This window comes from Agrobacterium sp. 22-226-1, from assembly GCF_053522345.1.
Genome location: NZ_JBNWCP010000002.1, coordinates 38,290 through 59,959, shown reverse-complemented (window position 1 = coordinate 59,959; position 21,670 = coordinate 38,290). Strand labels below are relative to the sequence as shown.

Annotated in this window: 20 protein-coding genes and 1 pseudogene; 12 read left to right on the top strand and 9 right to left on the bottom strand. The window is 60.2% G+C overall.

Annotated features, from left to right (window positions below):
• Positions 1 to 173 precede the first annotated feature (173 nt).
• The 6 genes and pseudogenes from ACQZ5K_RS03320 to ACQZ5K_RS03295 all read left to right on the top strand — a co-directional run.
• Positions 174 to 1,691: an ABC transporter substrate-binding protein gene (locus ACQZ5K_RS03320; protein ID WP_448739663.1), complete on the top strand. Its 1,518-nt coding sequence runs from the start codon at positions 174 to 176 to the stop codon at positions 1,689 to 1,691.
• A gap of 165 nt (positions 1,692 to 1,856) precedes the next feature.
• The gene (locus ACQZ5K_RS03315) at positions 1,857 to 2,774 is read left to right on the top strand and encodes an ABC transporter permease (protein WP_448739662.1); all 918 of its coding nucleotides are present in this window, start codon (positions 1,857 to 1,859) and stop codon (positions 2,772 to 2,774) included.
• 1 nt (position 2,775) lies between these two features.
• The gene (locus ACQZ5K_RS03310; protein WP_448739661.1) at positions 2,776 to 3,678 is read left to right on the top strand and encodes an ABC transporter permease; all 903 of its coding nucleotides are present in this window, start codon (positions 2,776 to 2,778) and stop codon (positions 3,676 to 3,678) included.
• Entirely contained in the window at positions 3,678 to 5,333 is a 1,656-nt protein-coding gene (locus ACQZ5K_RS03305; RefSeq protein ID WP_448739660.1) for a dipeptide ABC transporter ATP-binding protein, read from the top strand. Before ACQZ5K_RS03310 ends, ACQZ5K_RS03305 begins: the two co-directional genes overlap by 1 nt.
• Positions 5,334 to 5,341: 8 nt before the next feature.
• A complete protein-coding gene (locus tag ACQZ5K_RS03300) occupies positions 5,342 to 6,724 on the top strand; it encodes a M20 family metallopeptidase (protein ID WP_448739659.1) in 1,383 nt (460 codons plus the stop codon).
• Between the two features lie 571 nt (positions 6,725 to 7,295).
• Positions 7,296 to 7,436: pseudogene (locus ACQZ5K_RS03295) on the top strand (IS3 family transposase); the annotation flags it as partial.
• On the opposite strand, the gene ACQZ5K_RS03290 reads toward ACQZ5K_RS03295, so the two are convergent.
• From ACQZ5K_RS03290 to ACQZ5K_RS03270, 5 genes are all read right to left on the bottom strand, one after another.
• Positions 7,431 to 7,805 carry a DUF1345 domain-containing protein gene (locus tag ACQZ5K_RS03290; RefSeq protein ID WP_448739851.1) on the bottom strand — a complete coding sequence of 125 codons (375 nt, stop codon included), beginning with the start codon at positions 7,803 to 7,805 and terminating at the stop codon, positions 7,431 to 7,433. The pseudogene ACQZ5K_RS03295 and the gene ACQZ5K_RS03290 overlap by 6 nt on opposite strands.
• 241 nt (positions 7,806 to 8,046) lie before the next feature.
• A complete protein-coding gene (locus ACQZ5K_RS03285) occupies positions 8,047 to 8,289 on the bottom strand; it encodes a cysteine rich repeat-containing protein (protein WP_448739658.1) in 243 nt (80 codons plus the stop codon).
• Positions 8,290 to 8,439: 150 nt separating this feature from the next.
• Positions 8,440 to 8,979 carry a hypothetical protein gene (locus tag ACQZ5K_RS03280; protein WP_448739657.1) on the bottom strand — a complete coding sequence of 180 codons (540 nt, stop codon included), beginning with the start codon at positions 8,977 to 8,979 and terminating at the stop codon, positions 8,440 to 8,442.
• A gap of 120 nt (positions 8,980 to 9,099) precedes the next feature.
• Positions 9,100 to 10,440: an ATP-binding protein gene (locus ACQZ5K_RS03275; RefSeq protein WP_448739656.1), complete on the bottom strand. Its 1,341-nt coding sequence runs from the start codon at positions 10,438 to 10,440 to the stop codon at positions 9,100 to 9,102.
• 2 nt (positions 10,441 to 10,442) lie between these two features.
• Complete coding sequence (locus ACQZ5K_RS03270; RefSeq protein WP_448739850.1) at positions 10,443 to 11,159, bottom strand: response regulator; 717 nt, start codon at positions 11,157 to 11,159, stop codon at positions 10,443 to 10,445.
• A gap of 266 nt (positions 11,160 to 11,425) precedes the next feature.
• Here ACQZ5K_RS03270 and ACQZ5K_RS03265 point away from each other — a divergent pair, with 266 nt between their 5' ends.
• The 5 genes from ACQZ5K_RS03265 (at position 11,426) to ACQZ5K_RS03245 (ending at position 15,770) form a co-directional block, all read left to right on the top strand.
• Positions 11,426 to 12,766, top strand: a complete 1,341-nt coding sequence (locus tag ACQZ5K_RS03265; protein WP_448739655.1) for an efflux RND transporter periplasmic adaptor subunit — start codon at positions 11,426 to 11,428, stop codon at positions 12,764 to 12,766.
• Positions 12,763 to 13,923 (top strand): ABC transporter permease, encoded by a 1,161-nt coding sequence (locus ACQZ5K_RS03260; RefSeq protein WP_448739654.1) that lies wholly within the window; start codon positions 12,763 to 12,765, stop codon positions 13,921 to 13,923. Before ACQZ5K_RS03265 ends, ACQZ5K_RS03260 begins: the two co-directional genes overlap by 4 nt.
• Positions 13,920 to 14,672 carry an ABC transporter ATP-binding protein gene (locus ACQZ5K_RS03255; protein WP_448739653.1) on the top strand — a complete coding sequence of 251 codons (753 nt, stop codon included), beginning with the start codon at positions 13,920 to 13,922 and terminating at the stop codon, positions 14,670 to 14,672. Before ACQZ5K_RS03260 ends, ACQZ5K_RS03255 begins: the two co-directional genes overlap by 4 nt.
• 80 nt (positions 14,673 to 14,752) lie before the next feature.
• Positions 14,753 to 15,436, top strand: coding sequence for an SH3 domain-containing protein (locus ACQZ5K_RS03250; RefSeq protein WP_448739652.1), 684 nt, complete (start codon positions 14,753 to 14,755; stop codon positions 15,434 to 15,436).
• A 22-nt stretch (positions 15,437 to 15,458) separates the two neighbouring features.
• Positions 15,459 to 15,770, top strand: a complete 312-nt coding sequence (locus ACQZ5K_RS03245; RefSeq protein WP_448739651.1) for a hypothetical protein — start codon at positions 15,459 to 15,461, stop codon at positions 15,768 to 15,770.
• Positions 15,771 to 16,160: 390 nt separating this feature from the next.
• On the opposite strand, the gene ACQZ5K_RS03240 is transcribed toward ACQZ5K_RS03245, so the two are convergent.
• Positions 16,161 to 16,790 carry a TetR family transcriptional regulator C-terminal domain-containing protein gene (locus ACQZ5K_RS03240; RefSeq protein ID WP_448739650.1) on the bottom strand — a complete coding sequence of 210 codons (630 nt, stop codon included), beginning with the start codon at positions 16,788 to 16,790 and terminating at the stop codon, positions 16,161 to 16,163.
• Between the two features lie 243 nt (positions 16,791 to 17,033).
• On the opposite strand from ACQZ5K_RS03240, the gene ACQZ5K_RS03235 reads away from it, so the two are divergent.
• Positions 17,034 to 18,335: an amidohydrolase family protein gene (locus ACQZ5K_RS03235; RefSeq protein ID WP_448739649.1), complete on the top strand. Its 1,302-nt coding sequence runs from the start codon at positions 17,034 to 17,036 to the stop codon at positions 18,333 to 18,335.
• Between the two features lie 16 nt (positions 18,336 to 18,351).
• Here the strand turns inward: ACQZ5K_RS03235 and ACQZ5K_RS03230 are convergent, their stop codons facing one another.
• From ACQZ5K_RS03230 to ACQZ5K_RS03220, 3 genes are read right to left on the bottom strand one after another with little or no spacing between them, the layout of a single operon-like run.
• The gene (locus ACQZ5K_RS03230; RefSeq protein WP_448739648.1) at positions 18,352 to 18,774 is read right to left on the bottom strand and encodes a VOC family protein; all 423 of its coding nucleotides are present in this window, start codon (positions 18,772 to 18,774) and stop codon (positions 18,352 to 18,354) included.
• 18 nt (positions 18,775 to 18,792) lie between these two features.
• Complete coding sequence (locus ACQZ5K_RS03225; protein WP_448739647.1) at positions 18,793 to 20,133, bottom strand: thymidine phosphorylase; 1,341 nt, start codon at positions 20,131 to 20,133, stop codon at positions 18,793 to 18,795.
• Positions 20,134 to 20,143: 10 nt separating this feature from the next.
• Entirely contained in the window at positions 20,144 to 21,667 is a 1,524-nt protein-coding gene (locus tag ACQZ5K_RS03220) for an amidohydrolase family protein (protein ID WP_448739646.1), read from the bottom strand.
• Positions 21,668 to 21,670 lie beyond the last annotated feature (3 nt).

Below are 21,670 nucleotides of genomic sequence, written 5' to 3'. Positions count from 1 at the left end.
CGGTCCTCCACGCACATTGTCGTGTGATCCGGGGAGTTTGGCAAGCGGACGTATGCAATCATTATGATATGTGTGCAATGCAATAAAATTGTATACAAAAACTGAAAATGGAGTACATTATAAACAACCATCAATAACGCATAAATAATAGGCAAAAATTAGAGGGAACGAGAATGAAACCGACAATGACGGCGGCGACAGCCGCCCTTCTGCCCGCATTTCTGTTTGCCACCGCGGCCTGGGCCGGTAAGGCGGACGATACGGTCTCCATTGCGTTCGCGAAGGAGCTCGAGCATGTCGATCCCTATTTCAACACGGCGCGTGAGGGCATCCTGCTCGGAAATGCCGCCTGGGACGGTCTTCTCTACCGCGATCCGGCAACCGGAGAGTATGTCGGCAATCTGGCGACCAGCTGGACATGGGTGGATTCCACCACGCTGGAGCTCACGCTGCGCGAAGACGTCAAGTTCCACAATGGCGAGGCGTTTGATGCCGATGACGTCGTCTACACGCTGAACTTCACCGTCGACCCCGTGAGCGGCGCCAAGAACAAGGTGGCGACGGGATGGATCAAGGAGGCCGAAAAGATCGATCAGTTCAAGGTGCGCATCATCACGAACGGGCCATTCCCGGCCGCGCTCGAATATCTGGCCGGCCCGGTCATCATCCATCCCGATGAATATTACAAAGCCGTCGGTCCGGCGGGTGTTGCCACCAAGCCGATCGGCACGGGTCCCTACAAATTCGAGAGCGTCGAACCCGGCAAGCATTTCGTGCTGAAACGCAACGAGGATTATTTTGCCGCCGCCAAGCCGAAAGCCAAGGTTGGTACCATAGATATTCGTACCATCCCGGACATCAACACGCAGATGGCCGAGCTTTTCAACGGCACGATCGATCTGGTCTGGCAGGTACCCTCAGACCAGGCCGACAAGATGGTCCGCCGGAACGGCTTTCAGGTGATCAATGCTCCAACCATGCGTGTCGGTTATCTGTCGCTCGACGCGGCCGGCCGCTCGGGCGACAAGAACCCTATGACGAATGTCAAGGTCCGGCAGGCGATCTATCATGCCATCAATCGCGAGGGGATTGTCGAGGCGCTGATGAAGGGCACGACGGAAGTGATCAACAGCGCCTGCTCGCCCAGCCAGTTTGGCTGCGACACGACTGTCACGACCTATGCCTACGATCCGGCGAAGGCCAAGGCGCTGCTGGCGGAAGCAGGCTATCCCAATGGATTCGAGATCGAACTCTATGCCTATCGCGACCGACCGCTTACCGAAGCGATGATCGGCATGCTGGCCGAGATCGGCGTCAAGGCCAACCTCAACTACATGCAATACGCGGCGCTACGCGAAAAGCGCATCAAGGAAGGTGCACCGCTTTCCTTCCTGACCTGGGGCTCCAACTCGATCGCCGACGTGTCGGCCATCACCAGCGAGTTCTTCACCATGGGCGGCGAAGATGACGCGCGTGACAAGAGCCTGTCGGATCTGCTGGAAAAGGCCGATTCCTTGATCGATCCGGCCGCGCGTAAGACGCTTTATACCCAGGCGCTGTCGGTGATCGCAGACAAGGCCTATTGGGTGCCGTTGTGGAACTACTCCACCAACTACGTCATGAGCGGCGACATCGCCTTCACCCCGACCCCGGATGAGTTGGTCCGCTTCTACGAAATCGGCTGGAAATGACACCTAACTGCGCTGGCCGGAGTGCCGGTTGCCGGCGGCCCGGCCAGGGTTCGGGCTTCTTGTTTTCAAGGCCTGTCGTGATCGCGAAACGCAGCACGCTTTCGCGCGACAGGCGTGATCCGGATGTCGCCTTTGCCCGCGACACCGCCTGCTTAAGGATCGTAGATGCTGAAATTTGTCCTGATCAAGATCGGTATGGCGGCGCTGGTTGCGCTGACGGTGTCCTTCATCAGTTTCATTCTTCTGTTCATGGCCGGCGATCCGGCGATCGCCATCGCCGGCGAGGGGGCTTCAGGAGAGGTGATCGCGGCGATCCGCGGCGAATACGGTTTTGACCGGCCATTGCTCGTTCAGTATGCTGACTGGCTGATGCGCGCGCTCTCCGGTGATTTCGGCATGAGCTATTATTTCAAGACCCCGGTCTCGGGCATGATCGCCGAACGGCTGCCGGTCACCATGACCATCGGTTTTCTCGGCATGAGCTTCGCCCTGCTGCTGGCCACTCCCCTGGGGGTTCTGGCGGCAGCCTTTCCCAACACGCTGATCGATCGGTTGGCGCTTGGCATTGCCGTTGTCGGACAGGCGATCCCAAGCTTCTGGTTCGGCCTTATCCTGATTGTCGTCTTCTCGGTCAATCTCGGCTGGGTGCCGGCCTCGGGAACGCGGCAATGGACCGGATATATCCTGCCGATGATCGTGCTCGGCTACTTCGCGACGCCGGCCATCATGCGGCTGACACGGGCGGGCATGCTGGAAGTGCTGTCGGCGGACTACATCCGCACGGCAAGAGCCAAGGGCATCAAGCCACGTCGGGTTCTGTTCAAGCATGCGCTGCGCAATGCCATCATCCCGGTCGTCAGCCTGGCGGCTGTGCAGCTCGGCTTCATGTTCGGCGGTTCGGTCGTGGTGGAAACCATCTTCGCGCTGCATGGAGCCGGCTACCTCGCCTGGGAATCGATCTCCCGCAACGATCTGCCGACCATGCAGGCGCTCATCCTGATCTTCGCGATGTTCTACATCGCATTCACTTTCCTGGCCGATGTCTTGAACGCATGGCTCGATCCCCGCTTGAGGACTGCCTGACATGAGCAACACGTCCCTCTCCATCGGCCCCGGACTTCCCGCGGCATCGCCGGCTCCATCCCGTCTGCTGGCTCGCAAGGCCCTGAAACATCGTGGCTTTATGGTCGGTTTCCTGATCCTGCTGTTTGTTGGCCTTACGGCGCTTTTCGCGCCGTTGATCGCCCCTTACGATCCCTATAAGCAGGATTTGCTGGCGCGGCTTGCCCCGCCGGTCTTTCTGGGCGGCGAATGGAAGCACCTGCTCGGTACCGATGCGCTGGGTCGGGACTACCTGTCCCGGCTGATCTACGGGGCCCGCGTCTCCTTGCTGATCGGCTTTATCGCTGCCCTGATCTCCGCCGTGATCGGCACGACGCTCGGTATTCTCGGCGGCTATTTCGGCGGCAAGGTCGATGCGGTGGTGATGTTCATCGTCTCTGTCCGTCTGGCCTTGCCGGCGACGCTGGTGGCGCTGGCTGTGGTGGCGCTGTTCGGTGGATCGTTGACCGTCGTCGTGTCTGTGCTTGGACTGCTGCTCTGGGACCGTTTCGCGGTGGTGCTGCGCAGCGCCACGATGCAGGTGCGGCAGATGGACTATATCGCCGCGGCCGAAGTTTTGGGCGCCAGCCTGCCGCGGATTCTCGCCAAGGATGTGCTGCCGAATGTCATGAACCAGCTGATCGTCATCGTCACGCTCGAAATGGCCCACGCCATCATCCTGGAGGCGGCATTGTCCTTCCTCGGACTCGGCGTCCAGCCCCCAACACCGTCCTGGGGACTGATGATCTCCGAAGGCAAGGAAATGCTGCTGTTTGAAAGCTGGCTGATCACCATTCCGGGTATCGCGCTGTTCATCCTGGTCTTTTCCATCAACATGCTGGGCGACGGTATTCGCGACGTGACTGCGCCGGAGGGCAGAAACTGATGACACACACCGCCAACGCCGTTCTATCGATCCGCAACCTGACCATAGATCTGCCGAAGGGCGGAGATCGCCCGCATGCGGTCAGCAATCTGTCTCTCGACATCCATGAGAAGGAAATCCTCTGTATCGTCGGGGAATCCGGCTCCGGAAAGTCGATCACGTCCTTCGCTGCCATGGGGCTGCTGCCGAAAATCCTGAAGCCGTCGGCGGGCGAAATCCTCTTTGAGGGTCGCGACGTGCTGAAGCTCTCCGAGGCCGAGCATGCTGGCCTGCGCGGCAGCCGCATGGGCATGATTTTCCAGGAGCCGATGAGCGCGCTCAACCCGTGCTATACCGTCGGCAACCAGATCGAGGAAGTCTTCGAGACGCATGCGCAAATGTCGAAAGCCGAGCGCCGGGCCCGGACATTGGCGCTTCTCAAGGAGGTGCGTCTTCCCGACCCCGAACGCCTCTATCATGCCTATCCCCATCAATTGTCGGGTGGCCAGCGCCAGCGCATCGTCATCGCCATCGCGCTCGCCATGGGGCCGCGTCTGCTGATTGCGGACGAGCCCACGACGGCGCTCGACGTCACGACGCAGGCGCAGATCCTTGATATGTTCAAGGCGCTGAAGGAAAGCCGCAAGGCCGGTATTCTGTTCGTCACCCATGATTTCGACGTGGTGGCGGAACTCGCTGATCGCGTCCTGGTCATGCAGAAGGGCGTGGTCGTCGAGCAAGGCGCTGCCGAGCAGGTGCTCAACAGTCCAAGCCATCCTTATACGCGCATGCTGATCGATGCGGTGCCCAAGCGCCATGGTGTCAAGGGCAATCCCGATATATCCCGGCCAATCGCACTTAGGGTCGCCGGTATTGAAAAGACCTATTCATCCGCCCGGACGATGTTCAAGCCCGCCCGTAAGGTGCACGCCGTCAAGCCGACGGATTTTACCGTGCTGGAAGGCCAGACGCTGGGCATCGTCGGGGAATCCGGCTCCGGCAAGACGACGCTGGTGCGGTGCCTCATGGGACTTGTTGAGCCTGACGAGGGGTCTGTCTGGATCGGCAATTCGCGGCTGGAAACGACCACGGCCACCGGACGACGCGGTTTCCGGAAGCATATCCAGATCGTCTTTCAGGATCCTTATGGATCACTCAATCCACGCCGCAAGATTGGCGACTTGCTGGTCGAAGGGCCAGTCAATTTCGGCGTGCCGCGCAGCCAAGCCATGGAAAAGGCCAGGGCGCTTCTGAAGATCGTCCGACTGGAGGAAGATGCGCTCGATCGCTATCCGGCGCAGTTTTCCGGCGGCCAGCGCCAGCGTATCTCGATTGCCCGCGCCCTGATGGTCGAGCCGAAAATCCTGATCGCAGATGAAGCCGTGTCGGCGCTCGACGTGTCCGTGCAGAAGGACGTGCTGAAGCTGCTCGACGACATCCGCAAGGCCGTTGGCCTGACGGTGATTTTCATCACCCACGATCTGCGGGTGGCGGCCGAAATTTCCGACCATATCCTCGTCATGTCGAAAGGCGAGGTTGTGGAGTACGGCACGGTCGATGACGTTTTCGGCAATCCGCAACATTCCTATACGCGCCAACTGCTCGCCGCCATGCCTGGCCGCGGCTGGGAAGCGCCAGATATGGCGGCGCTCGGGCCTGCCGACGCAGCGAGGTAATTTATCCCATGGACAGAGCACAGCTGATTGAAGCCGCCACCCACTATGTCGACGGCGGAGGGCTGGCCGCGGATCTGGCTACCCTCGTGGCGCGCCGCTCGGTCAGTCAGTCGGAAGGGCTGCGGGAGGATCTCTACGCCTATCTGCAGGAGGACATGCAGCCCCTGCTGTTGGCTATGGGCTTTGCCATCGAGATTTTCGACAATCCGCGCGAGGGCGGTGCGCCCCTGCTGATCGCCAGCCGCATCGAGGACGAAAGCCTGCCGACGGTTCTGGTCTACGGTCATGGTGATGTCTGCAATGGAGAAGCCCATCGTTGGCGAGAGGGTCTTGAGCCCTTCACCCTGGTAAGAGAAGGCGACAAGCTCTATGGCCGTGGCACCGCCGACAACAAGATCCAGCACCTGATCAATATCAAGGCTCTGGAACTGCTGATCCGCGAAAAGGGTAGGCTCGGTTTCAATGCCAGGATCATTCTCGAAATGGCCGAGGAGACCGGCTCCTTCGGGTTGCGTGAATTTTTTATCGCCAACCGGACGCGCCTGGCGGCCGATGTGCTGATCGCCTCGGACGGCCCGCGTCTGGCGATCGACACGCCGACCATGTTCATGGGGTCGCGTGGCGGTATGTCGATCGACCTGATGGTCAATCTGCGGGCCGGGGACCACCATTCCGGAAATTTTGGCGGACTGCTTGCCGATCCCGCCATCATCCTAGCCCAGGCAATCTCGACGATCACCGATGCGCGTGGCCAGATCCTTGTCCCCGAATGGCGCCCGACCAGCCTGACGCCCGATATCCGCGCCACGCTCCGCGATCTGCCGCCGCGCCGTCACGACGCCGAATGGGGCGAGAGCGATCTAACGCCGAGCGAGCGCGTCTTCGGCTGGAATTCCTTTGCTGTTCTCGCCATGTCTTCCGGCAATATCGATGCGCCGCAGAACGCAATCTCAGGTTCGGCGCGGGCTACTTGCCAGTTGCGCTTCGTCGTGGGCACGGACATCGACGACATCATTCCTGCCCTGCGTCGTCATCTCGATTCCCATGGTTTTCCCATGGTCGAGATAAGCCCCGCTCGAAGTGAGGCCTTCCGGGCCACCCGCTTTTCGCCGGATCATCCGTGGGTGCGTTTTGTCGAAAACTCGCTCACGCGGACGGCGGGAGGGCGGCCGCATGTATTGCCCAATCTGGCCGGTTCTCTTCCTAACGATGCCTTTACCGACATTCTCGGGTTGCCGACGATCTGGATTCCACACTCCCATGCCGAGTGCGGCCAGCACGGCCCCAACGAGCATGCGCTGGTGCCCATTGCCCGTGAAGGCATGCAGATCATGACGGCGCTGTTCCTCGATATCGCCGAGAATGCCAAGAGCTTGAAGCAGATTGCCTGATCGTTGGATTTCGCTCTGCTTTTCGTCTTCATGGCCGCCACGGGTGCCGTGTCCGGTCTGATCGCCGGCCTGCTCGGGATCGGCGGCGTTGTCGTCCTGATTGCCGGCGCTCCACTACGTCTTCGAGTTCCTCGGCTATGAGAGCGACCGCCTGATGCAGGTCTGCGTCGCAACCTCCGGCGGCACCATCATCTTCAATTCGGCACGTTCAGTTCTGACGCGTCATCGTTGCGGCGCGGTCGACTGGTTCGTGTTGACGCACTGGGGGGCAGCCATTTCTCTTTGGATTTACCCGTCGCTCCATGATAACAAAGGTTCCCAGACCCTCGGCGCTCATCAAGATGATCTTCGCCCGCCACACATGTTTCCGGGCAGAGGTCGGAGCAGCAATGATGCCTTCAAGCCGAGTTCGGTCGGCGGAGGTGACGTTCCCAAAATGTCGCACAATTCCAAACGATCGGGAATCCCAGAACGGAATCTTTTGTTTCGATCAATCCACTACAATGGCTGGACTGCGACCCAATATGCCAGAGCACTCCGATCGCCCGTCAAATCTCGGGTTTCGAGGCTGGTCGAGTTCGCGACTCTGCAATGGGTCGATTAGTTCGAGCACCGATGAACTCCTGAACCGATTGGTGACATCCCTCCAGCTGAAGCCGACGAGCAATATTATGCTATGCCGGAGCCACCGGGCGTAGCCGCTTATTCATAAGCTTCCCAGCGCGTTGATTGTGAAAGCCAGAACGCCCATCTTGAAAATGAATGCCGCCATGCATTGGAACAGGACGATTTTACGCATGTGCCAACCAGTTGCCGTGATATCTGAAGTCTGGAACGTCATGCCTAGTGTGAAGCCGAAATAAAATACGTCCCAGTATCCAGGGCTCGGAGTATTGGGCACCTCCAGTCCACCGAGATCTTCTCCCTGTTCCTGGGAGTAGAAAAGGTGGATGTAGTGCATCGCAAAGACCGTATTTGCAAAAAGCCATGACAATATCAGCGTCAGAACAATCAGAGCGACATCAGTCCATCCCGGTGTCGTGGGTCTGGCGACCAGCGTTCCGATTGCGATCAGAACGATAAGGCAAGCAGTACCGTGATCGCGAGCAGTCCTGCGCGGTTGGGGGCTTCAGGCGTCATGATTGCCTCCGAACCTATGAAAACGTAAGGGACGTTGCTGTTCGCACGATACCTTGCTGTTGGTCCTGCAAGGCCGAAGCATATGTGAACCGGCCACATCGTATTGGTGAGGCCGATTGCCATCCCTCACTTTCTGTCTCCGGGAAATTTGGTCTTACCCGGAGTGTGCAAGCTTGATCAGGTCAATTCGACTGGCGAGCGGACTTGATTTCCATCAGTTTTGTCGAGCATGCCGTCGAAACGCTTGACGCGTTCTGCTGAAGGCATTGGAGCAATTTTCCGCCACCTGGCTGGATTCCGCTGCACAGCTTGCGGACGTTCGCTTCACAGGCGGCACGTACCTGCTGCATTTGCTGGCGGTTCATCCCCTGAGCATGTGCCGCGCCGGCGAATACCATGACGGCGATGATCAAATAGCGTTTCATTCGTAATCTCCTGAGAGGATTGCATGAAGAAAGGGCGGACGTGCCGCTATATGGTCGTTGAAACGGCCCGTCTGTTCCGGCACGGGGTCGGTGCCGAAAAGCATGGTTGAGGCAGGGCGGTTGTCGTGCCTCAACCCTTACGGTAACCCGTTATCGCGGGATGAGCCGCGGCATGCGGGCCGTTTCCAGTTGTTCGGGGGTTAGCTTGGCGCGAAGGTCCATGATCGCCTTATTGAGCGCCTGCGCCTTGTCCGCATACCCTGCCATGACATCGGAAAGAGCCTCTGCGCGACCGAATGCCTTCGGTCCCTTCGGATCGTCATCAGGCGCGCCAAGGACCGAAATGATGGCCTCGCGATCGGGGACCAGAGCAAGCAGGGCCTCCGTATAGGCTCGCCAGGCATCCTTCTGGTCAGCGCGGACGCCGATGGCTGTCTCCTGCGCCGAGAGCATGCCGGCTAGCCGGAAGCGAATGGCCTTGCCGGTATAATAATAGCGCAGGTCATCAAGGCGGTCGGCGAGGGCACGGATACCGGGAAAATCGTTTCTGTACGCCACAGAACGCTGACAGCCGTAGTTATCTTCGGTGGGGCTGGCGCCCGTGTTTTGATCCTGGGCCATCCCTGCCAGGGGAATGGCAGCGAGCAACAGCGCGCCAGCGCCGAAAGAGAATAGTGCTGTTTTTTTCATGGCAACCTCCGTTGTTCGTTGATGGTGACACCATGAACGCCGCAGTTTGCGATGAATTTTCTCTCCTGTTGGAAAATGTAGCGATTTGTTGCTCGATAGGCGGCATGCGCGACACCTGCCTCAAGTCGCCTCGAACAGCGGAAGGGTAACGGTTGCCAAGCCGCCATGTTTGCTGTTCGCAAGCGTGATCGTCCCGCCCTGTGCTTCCAGAAGGGTTTGCGCGACAGCAAGGCCAAGCCCCGCTCCACCCGTTTTTCGTGCGCGGGAAGGCTCTGCGCGGACAAACGGTTCCAGCAGAAGCTCACGCTCTTCTTTTGAAAATCCCGGCCCCTCATCCTCGATTGAAATTCTCGCCCGGTCGCCTTCGACAGTCATCGCCACGAGCGCTCGCCCGCCATATTTGACGGCATTGTCGACGAGGTTGCCAATGATCCGCCGAAGCGCCAGCCGGTCGCCGATGACCCATGTTTCGCTCTGCATCGTATCCGTTTCCAGAATGACGGGCAGGCCCGCACCTCTGAAATCCGCTATTTCGGCGCGCAGCAGCTCTGCAAGGTCAAGCATCTCCTCATTGAGTGCTCCGACACCCGCCTGCGACGTCAGGAGCGCATTGTCGAGAAGGTCGATCATGTCGGCGATGTCGGACGTGGCCCGCTCCCTTTCAGTGTCATCGGGTAATTGTTCGAGCCGGAGCCGCAGGCGTGTCGCGAAGCTGCGGACATCATGCTGGATTCCCCCGATCAGCGCCATGCGGGAACGCGTCATGGCGTGTAGCCGGCTCTGGAGCCTGTCGAAAGCCCTGACCAGTGCACCGATTTCCGGCGTTGTTGCGCGGGTAGGGGGAAGGGGGATCGGGTCGCCGGAGGGATCCATGCGGTCGACGGCGGTAGCAAGTCTGGTCAATGGCCTGATTTCCCGATGCAGCATGTAAAAGGCGATACAGGCAAACAGGGTTCCCATCAGTCCCGCTCCCATTCCTGCCGGGAGACCATAAAACGTAACGACAAAGGGCGTGCGCGCTTCGGTCACGAGAATATCACCGTTGCCGAGCGCCACCCAAAATTCCAGGGGCCGTGCTGCACGGACCCATAGCCCGGGCCGCCGGACGCCGCCGACATTGTCCTTCAGCCGGATGTGGATGAGCTTTTCGCCGAGAAACCGTCGATAAAGTGCGAAATCATCACTGCCGGTCAGGTCGTCGCCTTCGTCCGGCGTCGCATACCCTGCGGCGATCCGCACATCCAGCATTGAGGACTGGAGGGCCGCAAGGGCGAGTTGCCGCTCGTCTGGGGCAATGTTGGACACCAGATCGACGATCGCCTTCAACTGTTCGGGCGGGAGACGGTTAGCGGTCCGCGAAAGGTCGTTCGTCCAGTAGAAGAAAGCAATCAGGGTAATCCAGAGAGCAAGGAGCGCACTCGCCCCGATCGCCAGCAGCCGTGCGGTCAGGCCGAAACGCATTCCTACTTAACCTGCTGGACCGGCGCGCTCAGCAGATAGCCGCCATTGCGGACGGTATTGATGAGGTTGCAGCCGGGGCTCAGGCTGTCCAGCTTTTTCCGCACGCGTGAGACAAGAATGTCGACCGTGCGATCGAAAGGATCGGCGCTGCGCCCGTGGGTCCAGTCCAGGATCTGGTCTCTCGACAAGACCCGGCGCGGGCGCAGGACGAAACAGGCAAGCAGGTCGAACTCGGCGCTGGTCAGGGCAACGAGACCGCCCTCCTCGGTGTGGAGTTGGCGGGCGTCGAGATCGGCGACGAAACGGTCGAAGGCATAACGGCGTGAGGCAAGCTGAAGCGGTTGAACGCCCGTCCGACGCAACAGCGCCCTGACACGTGCGAGGAGTTCCCTCGGCCCGAAAGGCTTGACGACATAGTCGTCGGCGCCGATCTCAAGCCCGACCACCCGGTCCGTCTCGTCCCCTTTCGCCGTCAGCATGAGAACAGGCAACCTTCGTTCCGACGCCAGCCGCCGGCAGATCGACAGGCCATCTTCGCCAGGAAGCATCAGATCGAGGATGACGAGATCAGGTCTGATGCGCTCGAGCGCCTTGTCCATATCCCGGCCATCCTGTGCCAGCTCCACGTCGAAACCTTCGCGACGCAGGAAATCGCCGACCAGCCGCCGGATCTCGGGGTCGTCATCAACGATCAGGATGGTTTTTGCCTCTTTCTCCATGATCTTCAACAGGACATTTCGCGGTCGGGAAATCAATAGGAAAACCCGCGCGTGTACAAAACGATACAGGCCGGAAAAATATCTCAACAACCTGAAAAGCCTGGTTGATGGCCCAGCAAAGAAATTTTCCGACAGTGGCAATTCCGGTTCCGGGTGCGGTGGTTTCGGGCTTGGACAGCATTCCGTGATCGTGCCCGCGCCTTCAAAGGAGCACCGTCTCGTCCGACGGGTCCCGTCGGGTACAACATTGTCTGGAGTATAGTCTCTTGCATCCAAGTTCAGCCAATACTCCGGTAGAAGAGTTTCCGCGCGGGAAAAACGTCACCCATCAACGGGCGGGTGAAGCCGGCATGGGCGAAAGAGTCGATCCGGAGCAATTGACCTCGGTCTCGCCAATCGGCCTTCGATCTGGCGAGGACCGGCTGCCCGGCGCTCCCGTCCGGCCCCCTTCCGCGCCCTTGCGGCCAGGCAGGACGGTGGCGATGCTTGTTGGCGGCATGCTCGTGGTGGCGACAATTTTGCTGTCGATGCGCTATCTGATGCCCAGGTCCGCCGAGGTGATGCCGGTGGGCCGCAGCTTCTTTCAGGCGGACATAAATGGCCCCGGCACATTGGACGCGATCAACAAGGCCAATGTCAGCTCCAGTTTGCAGGGGGTGATTACCGCCCTCCATGTCGACCGCAACGACACGCTGCGCAAGGGTGAGATCATCGCCGAAGTCAATGCCGAGGAACTGAAAGCACAACTCAGCGTCTCCATCGCCTCGCAAGAGGCGGCGCGCAAAGCCGTGGAAGCGTCGCATGCCGATAGCCGGCGTGCTGAAGCCACGCTCGCGAATGCCCGCTCGGCGCTTGCCCGGCAGCATGAGCTGCAACGCACCGGCACGTCAACACTGTCAGCGCTGGAATCGGCCCAAACAACGGTCCAGCAAGCCGAGGCGGATCTGGCCAAGGCACGATCCCTTATCCTGCAGGCCGAAGCGCAGGAAGCTGAGGCTGCTGCAACGGTGGAAGTCAATCAGGCACAATTGGACAAGTCGGTGATCCGTGCTCCGATCGACGGCATTGTGGTGGCGCGCAACCTCAATCTCGGCGACATCGTTTCGCCCGGCACAGCGATCGTGGAAGTCGTTGATCCTGCGAGTATCGTACTCACGGCCCGTTTCGACGAAAGCGCGATCGCCTCCCTATCCCAAGGGCAGGACGTAACAATCACGTTCAATTCGCAGGTGGTTCCGGTCAGCGGCGAAGTGCGCCGTATCGGGCGGGAAGTCGATACTGAAACGCGGGAATTCACCGTTGATATCGCGCCGGACCTGTTGCCGCCGAACTGGGCGATCGGGCAGCGCGGCAGCGCGACCATCGCCCTCGACGGCAGGACGGGCGTCATTGCCGTTCCAGGTGCCGCAATTGTTCGAAGGGATGGGCATCCTGGGGTATGGGCGGTCGTTGGAGGCCGGGCTGTCTGGCGGCCTGTTGAACTCGGACCGATCGGCGGAAAACGCGTCGAGGTGTGGAGCGGTCTCAATGAGGGTGACGTCGTCGTGATCGACCCGAAGCGTGTCTACGCGTTCATGCCTATCGCCGAACCGGGGTTTCGGCCATGAATCTCGGCCTCAAGGACATTCGCCACAATCTCGGACGTTTTTTGATGATCGCGACCGGCGTGGCTTTTCTGGTAACCGCGTCGATTGGCATGATCGGCCTCTATCGGGGTATCGTTGAGGATGCTTTGTTAATTATCGACCGGATCGGCGCGGATCTGTGGGTCGTGCAGGGCGGGCGTTCCGGTCCCTTTTCGGAAAGCTCGGCGATATCCTCCGATATGGATCATCGGGTGGAGGGCATTGCCGGCGTGGCCGATGTCCGCCGTTTCGTACAGATCAGCCAGCAATTCGCCTTTCGCGATCGGCAGTTGCGCGCCTCCATCACGGGGGTCGACTATCCGAAGGACCGCGGGGAATGGGTGCCGTTGACCGCCGGCCGGCATCTGGGAAACGGGCATTTCGAGGCTATCGCAGACGCAAGCATCGGGCTCGGTCTCGGCGACCGCGTCCGGCTCGGGCAGGACGATTATACCATCGTTGGCCTGACGCGAGGGATGGTCGACATGAGTGGCGATGGACTGCTCTTCGTTTCGGTGAACGATGCCATGGCGATTGCCCAGAGGCGGACAAGCGAAGAGGTGCTGCTTGCCCGAAAGGAAACAGGCGGTAGCCGAAGCGCCGCAAACGGCAGTTCGGTGCAACAGGACAGCAAGATTGCCGCGACGCTGGTAACGCTCGAGCAGGCTGCTGACGAAAAAGCCGTCCGCGCGGCGATCATGGCTTGGGGAGACGCAAACGTTCTGAGCAAGGCCGATCAGGAAAACCTGCTTCTGAACCAGAGACTTTGGCGGTTGAGAGTGCAGATCCTTGCCTTCACCGCGGTCCTAATGCTGGTGATGGCCATCGTCGTTTCGCTCATCATATACATGCTGACCATGGAAAAGCGTCATCAGATCGCCATGCTGAAGCTGATCGGCGCACGCAACTCCGTCATTGTGGGCATGATCGCCCAACAGTCCTATCTGATTGGGGCAGGTGGCCTGGTTCTCGGCCTTGTCCTGTCCCATTTGATCTTCCCGAACTTTCCGCGCAGGGTCGTGATCGATCTCGTCGATATCGGCATGCTTGCGCTCGCCATGGCGGTGATCTGCGGCTTCGCCAGCCTGCTTGGCATTTCGCGGGCTCTCAAGGTCCGGGCGCAGGAAATCCTGTCATGAACGCTATGCCGATCCTAAGTGTCCGCAACGCCTGCCGCCACTACCGCAGCGGCGAGACGGTGGTGCGCGCCCTCGACGGCGTCTCTTTCGATATCCATCCGGGCGAAGTCGTTGGCATTCTCGGACCCAGCGGGTCTGGCAAAAGTACGCTGCTGCTGATTGCCGGCCTTTTGGAGCCGCCCACGACCGGCGAAATCTATATTCGCAACCGGCTCGTTTCCCAACCCGATGCCAACCTCGACGGCCTCCGTGACTTCAGACGCAACAATATCGGTTTCGTTTTCCAGAAGGCCAATCTCATTCCGTTTCTGTCGGCGGTCGAAAACGTGGCGCTCGCGCTCGAGATCGACGATGTGCCGGCGCGCCCTGCGCGCGACTATGCTTCGCGGCTGCTTGGCAGCGTCGATCTCGCGCATCGTGTCGACAATCTTCCGACACGGCTGTCGGGAGGCGAACAGCAACGCGTGGCCGTTGCGCGGGCGCTGGCAAACGATCCTGCCCTTATTCTCGCCGACGAGCCGACGGCGGCACTTGACAGTGTGCGTGGCCGACAAGCGATTACTCTCTTTCGGCAGATCGCCGATACGAGGAGGGCGGGCGTGGCGGTTGTCACCCATGATCCGCGTGTGCAGGACCTCTTCGACCGGACGATCGAACTCAGGGATGGCCGGATTGTGGCCGAAAACGTCTCCGGGCCGGATGGGAGCGCCCTGGCTGATACAAATCGCAACAAAACGCAACACCGGTGAAAGACCGCAGCCAACTTCGGGGCTGATTTTCTCCTTGTTCCCGCTGCGCCAGCCGGCGCTGCTTATGACAGGAGAAGCCTATGCTGAAGAAATTGCTGCTGGCGCTGGCCATTTTTGCCGGTGCCTCATCCTTCGCCAACGCCGCGACGGTTGCGACAGGAAACGTCAACTTGAGAGCCGGACCGTCGACCGGATACCCGGTCGTGACCGTTGTTCCAGCCGGCGCGCGAATTGCCACGCACGGCTGCCTGAGCGGCTATACCTGGTGCGACATCAGCTTCGCCAGCTATCGCGGATGGGTGTCCGCCAACTACATCCAGGTGGTCTACAAGGGCGGGCCGGTGATCCTGACGCCCGCCGTAGCACCTTCCGTTGGCGTGACGGTCGTCGCCTTTAACAAGGTTTATTGGGACAACTATTATGCCGCCTATCCCTGGTACGGAAGCTGGGCACGCTATTATCGCTCCTATCCGGTCTATCCCGTCGCTCCTCCGCCACGTGTCACCTCCTATGACCGGTCTGTCAATTGCGCCGACGGAAGTTGCACCGCGACCCGTTCAGCGACAGGTGTCTACGGAGGCTCCACAAACCATACCCGGACGTGCAGCGGCGGGGAATGCACGGCTACGAGGGAAATCGTTGGGCCGTATGGCAACAGTGCCTCCCGCGTCCGCAACTGCAGCACCAACACGCATTCGTGCAGCGTGACGAGAACAGGCCCGCGCGGCGGCACGGCGACCGGCACGCGCAGCTTTCAACGATAACGCCAGATCCCCGGAACGGAACATGATCGAGATCTCAGTTGTGCAGAGCCTCTTCGGCGCCTCAATAGCCATGCTTCCCCTCATTTTAGGAGGGGAGGCGGTCGGGATTGGGGAATCCGACGCCAGTTCCCGGCCTCTTGCCGAGATCTGCATCCTTCCGGACCGGATGCCGGACAATATCTGTGCCGCGTTCTTTCTAAGCAGGGACGGCTACGAGATTTGCGTGAAGAACGACATCAGCGGAACGTTTCGCTGTACCGGCATCGTCGTGCCGGAGGATGACGATGATGATACCCGGCCGACAGGGGTCGCCCCCCGTGCTTTCGAAATCTGATCGGCAGCGGTTACAAGCCGGGCCTGGTGGTGCCCGTAGGCGTGGCGCTGTTGCTGGCAATTACACTACCGTTTCGAGAACCGCCTCGGGCACGCCCTTTTGCCGCAGTTGCTGCCGCGACAGATGAACAATGCTTTCACACTTGGCGATCAGATTCTCCCAGAATGCCCGGGGACTGTCCGCGTCCGGAAAACGGCACGGGAGCGGCCTGCCGGCCGATTTCTGTATATGACAAAGGACATTACTGGAGAATCTTCCCCAAATGCATCATGCCTGTTTTACAGGGTAGGGGATGGGCAAGGCGGCCCCCCAAGTTTTCACCCCAACCGAAGCATTCGTTTTGAAATCGCTCTGGCCGAAGGGCACGAGTGGCGCCGGTCAGCGCGTATCCTATGAAGGAATGACGCCGCGAACGATGGAATTCATGATGGTCTCCGCGGCCGTGTCGTAATCCCGCTTGGAGATACTCCTGCTGTGAAGCGCGTCGCAGGCGAGCGGTTCGAAATCGCTGTAGAACTGTGTTGCGCCCCAGAGCATGATGAAGAAATGCCGGGCATCAACCTTTGCCATCCTCCCTTCCTGCATCCAACGGTCAAGAACTGCCACATATTTGTCGGTGGCAGCACGCATGTGTGCACGATCCTCCTCACTCAGGAAGCGGGCACCCCGTATGATTTCGCTGGCAAAAAGCCGTGATTCCCGCGGGTTTTTGCGGGTATATTCAAGCTTGGCGCAGACGTAGTCGCGTAGGGCATCTGCGGGATCCCGGTCGGTACGCAAATTCGACAGGGCATCGTCCCATCCTGAGATAAGGTTTGCGATAATGGTCGAGTAAATTTCCTCCTTGGAGGAAAAATAATAATAGATGTTTGCTTTGGGGAGTTTTGCCAATTCGGCAATCTCGGCAATCCGGGTGCCGTCGAAACCCTTGCGTGAGAACACGTCGATGGCGACATCGAGGATGATCCTGATGTTGCGGGCACGGATCTTCTCGTCGAGTTTTTCCGCTGTCCGGGCCATGTTCCGTCCTTTCCGACGCGGCATCTGCCACGTGTCCTTATTTTGCAGCGGTATAAACGAACTGCCGTTTGCGAGGTAGGCGCGCGCAGTTGCATTTCCTCAAGCCGGAGCGATCTAAAAAATTGACGACTTCGTCAGGTTACATCTAGTCTGCGGCCATAACAACGACCGGTCCAATCATGAGAACCGGCGATCGATGCTCAGTCTGGGGAGAGACACCACCAACATGTCCGGAGCCAACCGATGACCTTCGATCTACTCGTCAAGAACGCCAATCTTCCCGATGACCGGACCGGCATCGACATCGCCGTTTCGGGCGGCAAGATCGTTGCCGTGGAGGCCGGGATTTCTGCCGAGGCAGGCCGCGTCATCGATGCCGGCGGCAAGCTCGTGACGGTGCCCTTCATCGACATTCATTTCCACATGGACGCGACGCTTTCGCTCGGCACGCCACGGCTCAACCGCTCCGGCACGCTGCTCGAAGGCATCCAGCTCTGGGGCGAGCTGAAGCCGTTGTTGACCAAGGAAGCCGTGATCGAGCGCGCGCTGCGTTATTGCGATCTCGCCGTCTCGCAGGGCCTGCTTGCCGTCCGGTCCCATGTCGATGTCTGCGATGACCGGCTGGTCGGCGTCGAGGCGCTGCTTGAGGTCAAGGATCTGGTGAAGGACTATCTCGACCTGCAGCTGGTCGCCTTCCCGCAGGATGGTTTTTATCGTTCGCCGACAGCTGCCAAAAACCTGATCAGGTCGCTGGACATGGGCGTCGACGTGGTCGGCGGCATTCCGCATTTCGAGCGGACGATGGAGGATGGCCGGCTTTCGGTAAAGGCGCTCTGCGAAATCGCCGCCGAACGCGGGTTGATGGTCGATCTGCATTGTGACGAAACCGACGATCCGATGTCGCGGCATATTGAGAGCCTGGCTTACGAAACCCAGCGGCTTGGTCTCAAGGGCCGGGTGGCGGGGTCGCACCTGACCTCCATGCACTCTATGGACAATTATTACGCATCGAAGCTGTTGCCGCTGATCGCCGAGGCCGAGATTCATTGCGTGCCGAACCCGCTCGCCAATATCGTGCTGCAGGGCCGGCATGACACCTATCCGAAGCGGCGCGGCATGATGCGGGTGCCGGAACTGATGGCGCTCGGCGTCAATGTCGCCTTCGGCCAGGACAGCTGCATGGACCCCTGGTATTCCTTCGGCAGCGCCGACATGCTGGAAGTCGCGCATATGGCGGTGCATACCGGCCATATGACCAGCCGCGATGCGGTCAAATCCTGCTTCAAGACGATCACCGAAAACCCAGCAAAAACTTTTGGACTTGAAGGTTACGGCATCGCGGTTGGCTGCAATGCCGATCTCGTCCTGCTAGAGGCCCGCGACACGATCGAGGCCGTCAGGATGAAAGCCAACCGTCTCGCCGTCATCCGTCGCGGGAAGGTGATCGCCGAAACCGCGCCGCGCACCGCGACGCTGTCGCTGCAGGGTCGCCCCGCGACCATCGAGCCCTGGCGTTACGCGCCGGTCGAAGCCGGCGCCAATTGAGAAAAAGGCGGGCGGCTCAGTAATTACCCATCGAGCCACCGTCCTTCCAGGCGTAGATTTCCCAGAGCTCATCGTCGGGGCCAATGAAATAGGCGCTGCGGGCATTCCAGACATAGTCGGCGGGCTCGCCGTAGAAGGCCACGCCCTTGTCCTTCAGCTCCGCATAGGAGGCATCAACCGCTTTCGGCGAAGGTACACGCACGGCGATACAGGCCTTGTGCGGCCCTTCCGCCTTGGCATTCGAAACGCCGGTATTGTCGCTCAGGTGATCGATCTCCCAGCAGGCGAGGGTAAGGCCGGCGCCGTTGAACTCGACAAAGCCCTCGGCGCGGCGGTTGATCTCGAAACCGAGCTTGTCGACATAAAAATCGATCGAGCGCTGGGTGTCCTTAACGAGAAGGCAGATGTCGGTGATTGCGTATTCTTGGGCAAATGCCATGGTTTTCTCAAGCTCTTGTTAATCGAGGGTGGAAAGGCGGCCGGTGACGACCGGCCGCCGGTCCGGTTGTGTGTCGCCGATGGTGATGGCCGCGGTGATTGCTTGCGCCGCGCTATCGAAATCGGCCTGGCTGCGGCAATGAAGGAAACAGAGTGGCTCACCTGCCGCGACCGCATCGCCGATATGCACCGTGCCGGTCAGGCCGACATCCTGGTCGAGGAGATCGCTCGCCAGCTTGCGGCCGGCACCGAGGCCGACCAACGCGATGCCGATCGCATAGGCATCGACCTTTTCGACGAAGCCGGTCGCCGGTGAAGGGAGAGGCGCAATGACGGGAGCCGGCGGGAAATAGGTATCGGGATTTGCGACAAGATCTGCCGGGCCGCCGAGCGCCGTGACCATGCGCTGGAAGCGGTCGAGGGCCGATCTATCCACAAGCCGTGCTTCGGCCAAGGCGATTGCCTCATCCTTCGAGGCCGCGAGCCGGGCCATGACTAGGATTTCAGCAGAAATATCCATCACCAGCGCCCGGATGCGGCTCTCCTGCTTGTCCCCCGACAGGAATTCGATCACCTCGCGCAGCTGCAGCCGGCTGCCGATCGCATCGCCCATGATCTCGTCCATCTCGACGATCGGGGCGACCATGGGCAGGCCGGCGATGCGGGCAACCGCGATCAGGCTTTTTGCCAGCGCTTCCGCCTCCGCGTAGGTCGGCATGAAGGCGCCGGAACCGTAATTGACGCTCATGACAAGGCCGGAAACGCCAGCGGCAAGTTTCTTCGACAGGATCGAGGCGGTGATCAGTGGGATCGATTCCACCGTCGCAGTGACATCGCGGACATAATAGATCGCCGCATCCGCCGGCGCGAGTTTTGGCGTCGGGCCGATGATCGCGGCACCTGCCGAAATCACGGCCTGACGAAACATCTCGGTCGAAGGTGCGATCGCAACACCCGGCATCGCCTCCATCAGGTCGACCTCGCCGCCGGTATGGCCAAGCCCGCGTGCGGAAATCATCGGCATGGCGACTCCGCAGGCGGCCACCAGCGGGGCGACGATCAGGCTGACATTCTCGTCACCCGTGCCGCCGGTCGAATGTTTTTCGATGATCGTTTCCGGGGCAAAACCGCTTCCCGACCAGTCCACCACATCGCCGGAATCGCGCATGGCGAGTGTCAGGGCCGCCGTCTCCTGCGGTGTCATTCCGTTCAGGAAACAGGCCATGGTGAAGGCGCCGATCTGCGCCTCGGAGACTTCGCCAGCCCCGATGCCTTCAACGAAGCGACGGATATCGGCATCGGACAGGACCTCGCGATTGCGCTTGGCGCGGATCACCTGTGCCGGAAGAAACATGCTCATGCCGGCGTCCTCAATGATTGGCACCGCGCCAGAGCGGCAGGTCGCCCTGATAGCGGTTCATGCCGATGTCCTGGATCGTCGCGCGGCGATACATTTCCCGCATGTAGGGTTCGAAGCGGGCGTTGAGCTTTTCGAGTTCCGCATGTTCGGACATGTAGGCGGGCAGGATCGCGCGCAGTTCGGCGAAAATCTCCGCCTCGTTAATGGTCAGCAGCCTGCCATCCTCCACGGTGATCTCGCCGTTGACGACGACCATACGGATGTTCGAGCCGTTCTCGCAATAGACGAGATGGTGGTCGAGCCGGTTCATCGGCATGTAATCGTAACCGGAGATATCGAGCATGATCAGGTCGGCACGCTTACCGATTTCGAGCGAGCCGGTGATCTCGTCGAGCATGGCCGTGCGCGCGCCCTCGATTGTTGCCGAACGTAGGACTTCGACGGCCGTCATCCAGCCGTCCGTATCCGGCGCTGCGATATCGTGCAGCAATGCGGCGAACCGCATCACGTCGAAGATGCGGGCAGTGTCGTTGCTGGAAAGCCCGTCCGTGCCGAGACCGACATGCACGCCCGCATCAAGCAGGCGACGGACCGGCGCGATGCCGGAACCGAGCTTCAGGTTGGAGACGGCGTTGTGGGCGACCGAACAGCCCGCAGCCCCCATCAGCGCCATGTCGTCATCGCTCACCCAGATCGAATGGGCAATCGTCGTGTTCTGCGTCAGCAGGCCGAGATCGTGCATGTAGCGGATCAGGCTCTTGCCGTAGAATTCCGGCCCGGTCACGGCCTGTGTCTTCGTCTCCAGAACATGGGTGTGGTAGGGCACGCTCTTTTCCTGAGCCAGCGCCACACAGGCCTGCATCAAGTCTGCAGAACAGCGCTGCGGGGCGGAGGCCGAGACCATGAAGCCAAGCCGCCCGGCGCGGCCGTGCTGGGACGCGAAGATGTCCTGGCAATACGCAATGTAATCGGCCGTAGTGATGGAAGGGCCCTCCACCTCGGCCTGCAGGTCAGCCGGCATGATCTCCCGCAGATAGGGCATGGTGTCGAAGACGTGTTTGTCAATCACGCAATGGGAAACATTGGCGCGAATGCCGGCGTGGTCATAAGCGTCATAGACGAGTTTCAGGCGGCCGGCTTCGAAACCGGGCGGATCGAAGAAATCGTCGACCAGCGTCGTGACGCCGGCCTTCAGGGATTCCATCGCCGTCAGCAGGCTGCGCAGGTAAAGCAGCCTTTCCGAAAGGGGGGCGTTCATCAGGATTGGATAGGAGTAGAGCATCCAGACTTCGAGCGGCATGCCCTGATAACGGCCCTTGAAGAAGGTTTCAGACGAATGCAGGTGGGCATTGACGAGGCCGGGCATCAGGAGCCTGCCGGAAGCATCTATGACGCGTGCCTCGGGCGGCAGCGGAAGATCCGTGCCAATCGCCGAAATCCGGTCGCCTTCGACGAGAAGGTCGCCCGTGAACGGCGTGGCCCCATGGGTCTTGTCCATGGAAAGAAGGGTGGCGTTCCGGAACAGGAGGCGCATGAA

Excerpts from the sequence above, each read along its gene's own strand:
- ACQZ5K_RS03275 (WP_448739656.1), bottom strand. The coding sequence starts at position 10,440 with ATGCGTTTCGGCCTGACCGCACGGCTGCTGGCGATCGGGGCGAGTGCG.
- ACQZ5K_RS03260 (WP_448739654.1), top strand. The coding sequence starts at position 12,763 with ATGAATCTCGGCCTCAAGGACATTCGCCACAATCTCGGACGTTTTTTG.
- ACQZ5K_RS03225 (WP_448739647.1), bottom strand. The coding sequence starts at position 20,133 with ATGAGCATGTTTCTTCCGGCACAGGTGATCCGCGCCAAGCGCAATCGC.
- ACQZ5K_RS03315 (WP_448739662.1), top strand. The coding sequence starts at position 1,857 with ATGCTGAAATTTGTCCTGATCAAGATCGGTATGGCGGCGCTGGTTGCG.
- ACQZ5K_RS03250 (WP_448739652.1), top strand. The coding sequence starts at position 14,753 with ATGCTGAAGAAATTGCTGCTGGCGCTGGCCATTTTTGCCGGTGCCTCA.
- ACQZ5K_RS03280 (WP_448739657.1), bottom strand. The coding sequence starts at position 8,979 with ATGAAAAAAACAGCACTATTCTCTTTCGGCGCTGGCGCGCTGTTGCTC.
- ACQZ5K_RS03220 (WP_448739646.1), bottom strand. The coding sequence starts at position 21,667 with ATGCGCCTCCTGTTCCGGAACGCCACCCTTCTTTCCATGGACAAGACC.
- ACQZ5K_RS03310 (WP_448739661.1), top strand. The coding sequence starts at position 2,776 with ATGAGCAACACGTCCCTCTCCATCGGCCCCGGACTTCCCGCGGCATCG.
- ACQZ5K_RS03320 (WP_448739663.1), top strand. The coding sequence starts at position 174 with ATGAAACCGACAATGACGGCGGCGACAGCCGCCCTTCTGCCCGCATTT.
- ACQZ5K_RS03305 (WP_448739660.1), top strand. The coding sequence starts at position 3,678 with ATGACACACACCGCCAACGCCGTTCTATCGATCCGCAACCTGACCATA.
- ACQZ5K_RS03300 (WP_448739659.1), top strand. The coding sequence starts at position 5,342 with ATGGACAGAGCACAGCTGATTGAAGCCGCCACCCACTATGTCGACGGC.
- ACQZ5K_RS03255 (WP_448739653.1), top strand. The coding sequence starts at position 13,920 with ATGAACGCTATGCCGATCCTAAGTGTCCGCAACGCCTGCCGCCACTAC.
- ACQZ5K_RS03240 (WP_448739650.1), bottom strand. The coding sequence starts at position 16,790 with ATGGCCCGGACAGCGGAAAAACTCGACGAGAAGATCCGTGCCCGCAAC.
- ACQZ5K_RS03230 (WP_448739648.1), bottom strand. The coding sequence starts at position 18,774 with ATGGCATTTGCCCAAGAATACGCAATCACCGACATCTGCCTTCTCGTT.
- ACQZ5K_RS03285 (WP_448739658.1), bottom strand. The coding sequence starts at position 8,289 with ATGAAACGCTATTTGATCATCGCCGTCATGGTATTCGCCGGCGCGGCA.
- ACQZ5K_RS03270 (WP_448739850.1), bottom strand. The coding sequence starts at position 11,159 with ATGGAGAAAGAGGCAAAAACCATCCTGATCGTTGATGACGACCCCGAG.
- ACQZ5K_RS03245 (WP_448739651.1), top strand. The coding sequence starts at position 15,459 with ATGATCGAGATCTCAGTTGTGCAGAGCCTCTTCGGCGCCTCAATAGCC.
- ACQZ5K_RS03235 (WP_448739649.1), top strand. The coding sequence starts at position 17,034 with ATGACCTTCGATCTACTCGTCAAGAACGCCAATCTTCCCGATGACCGG.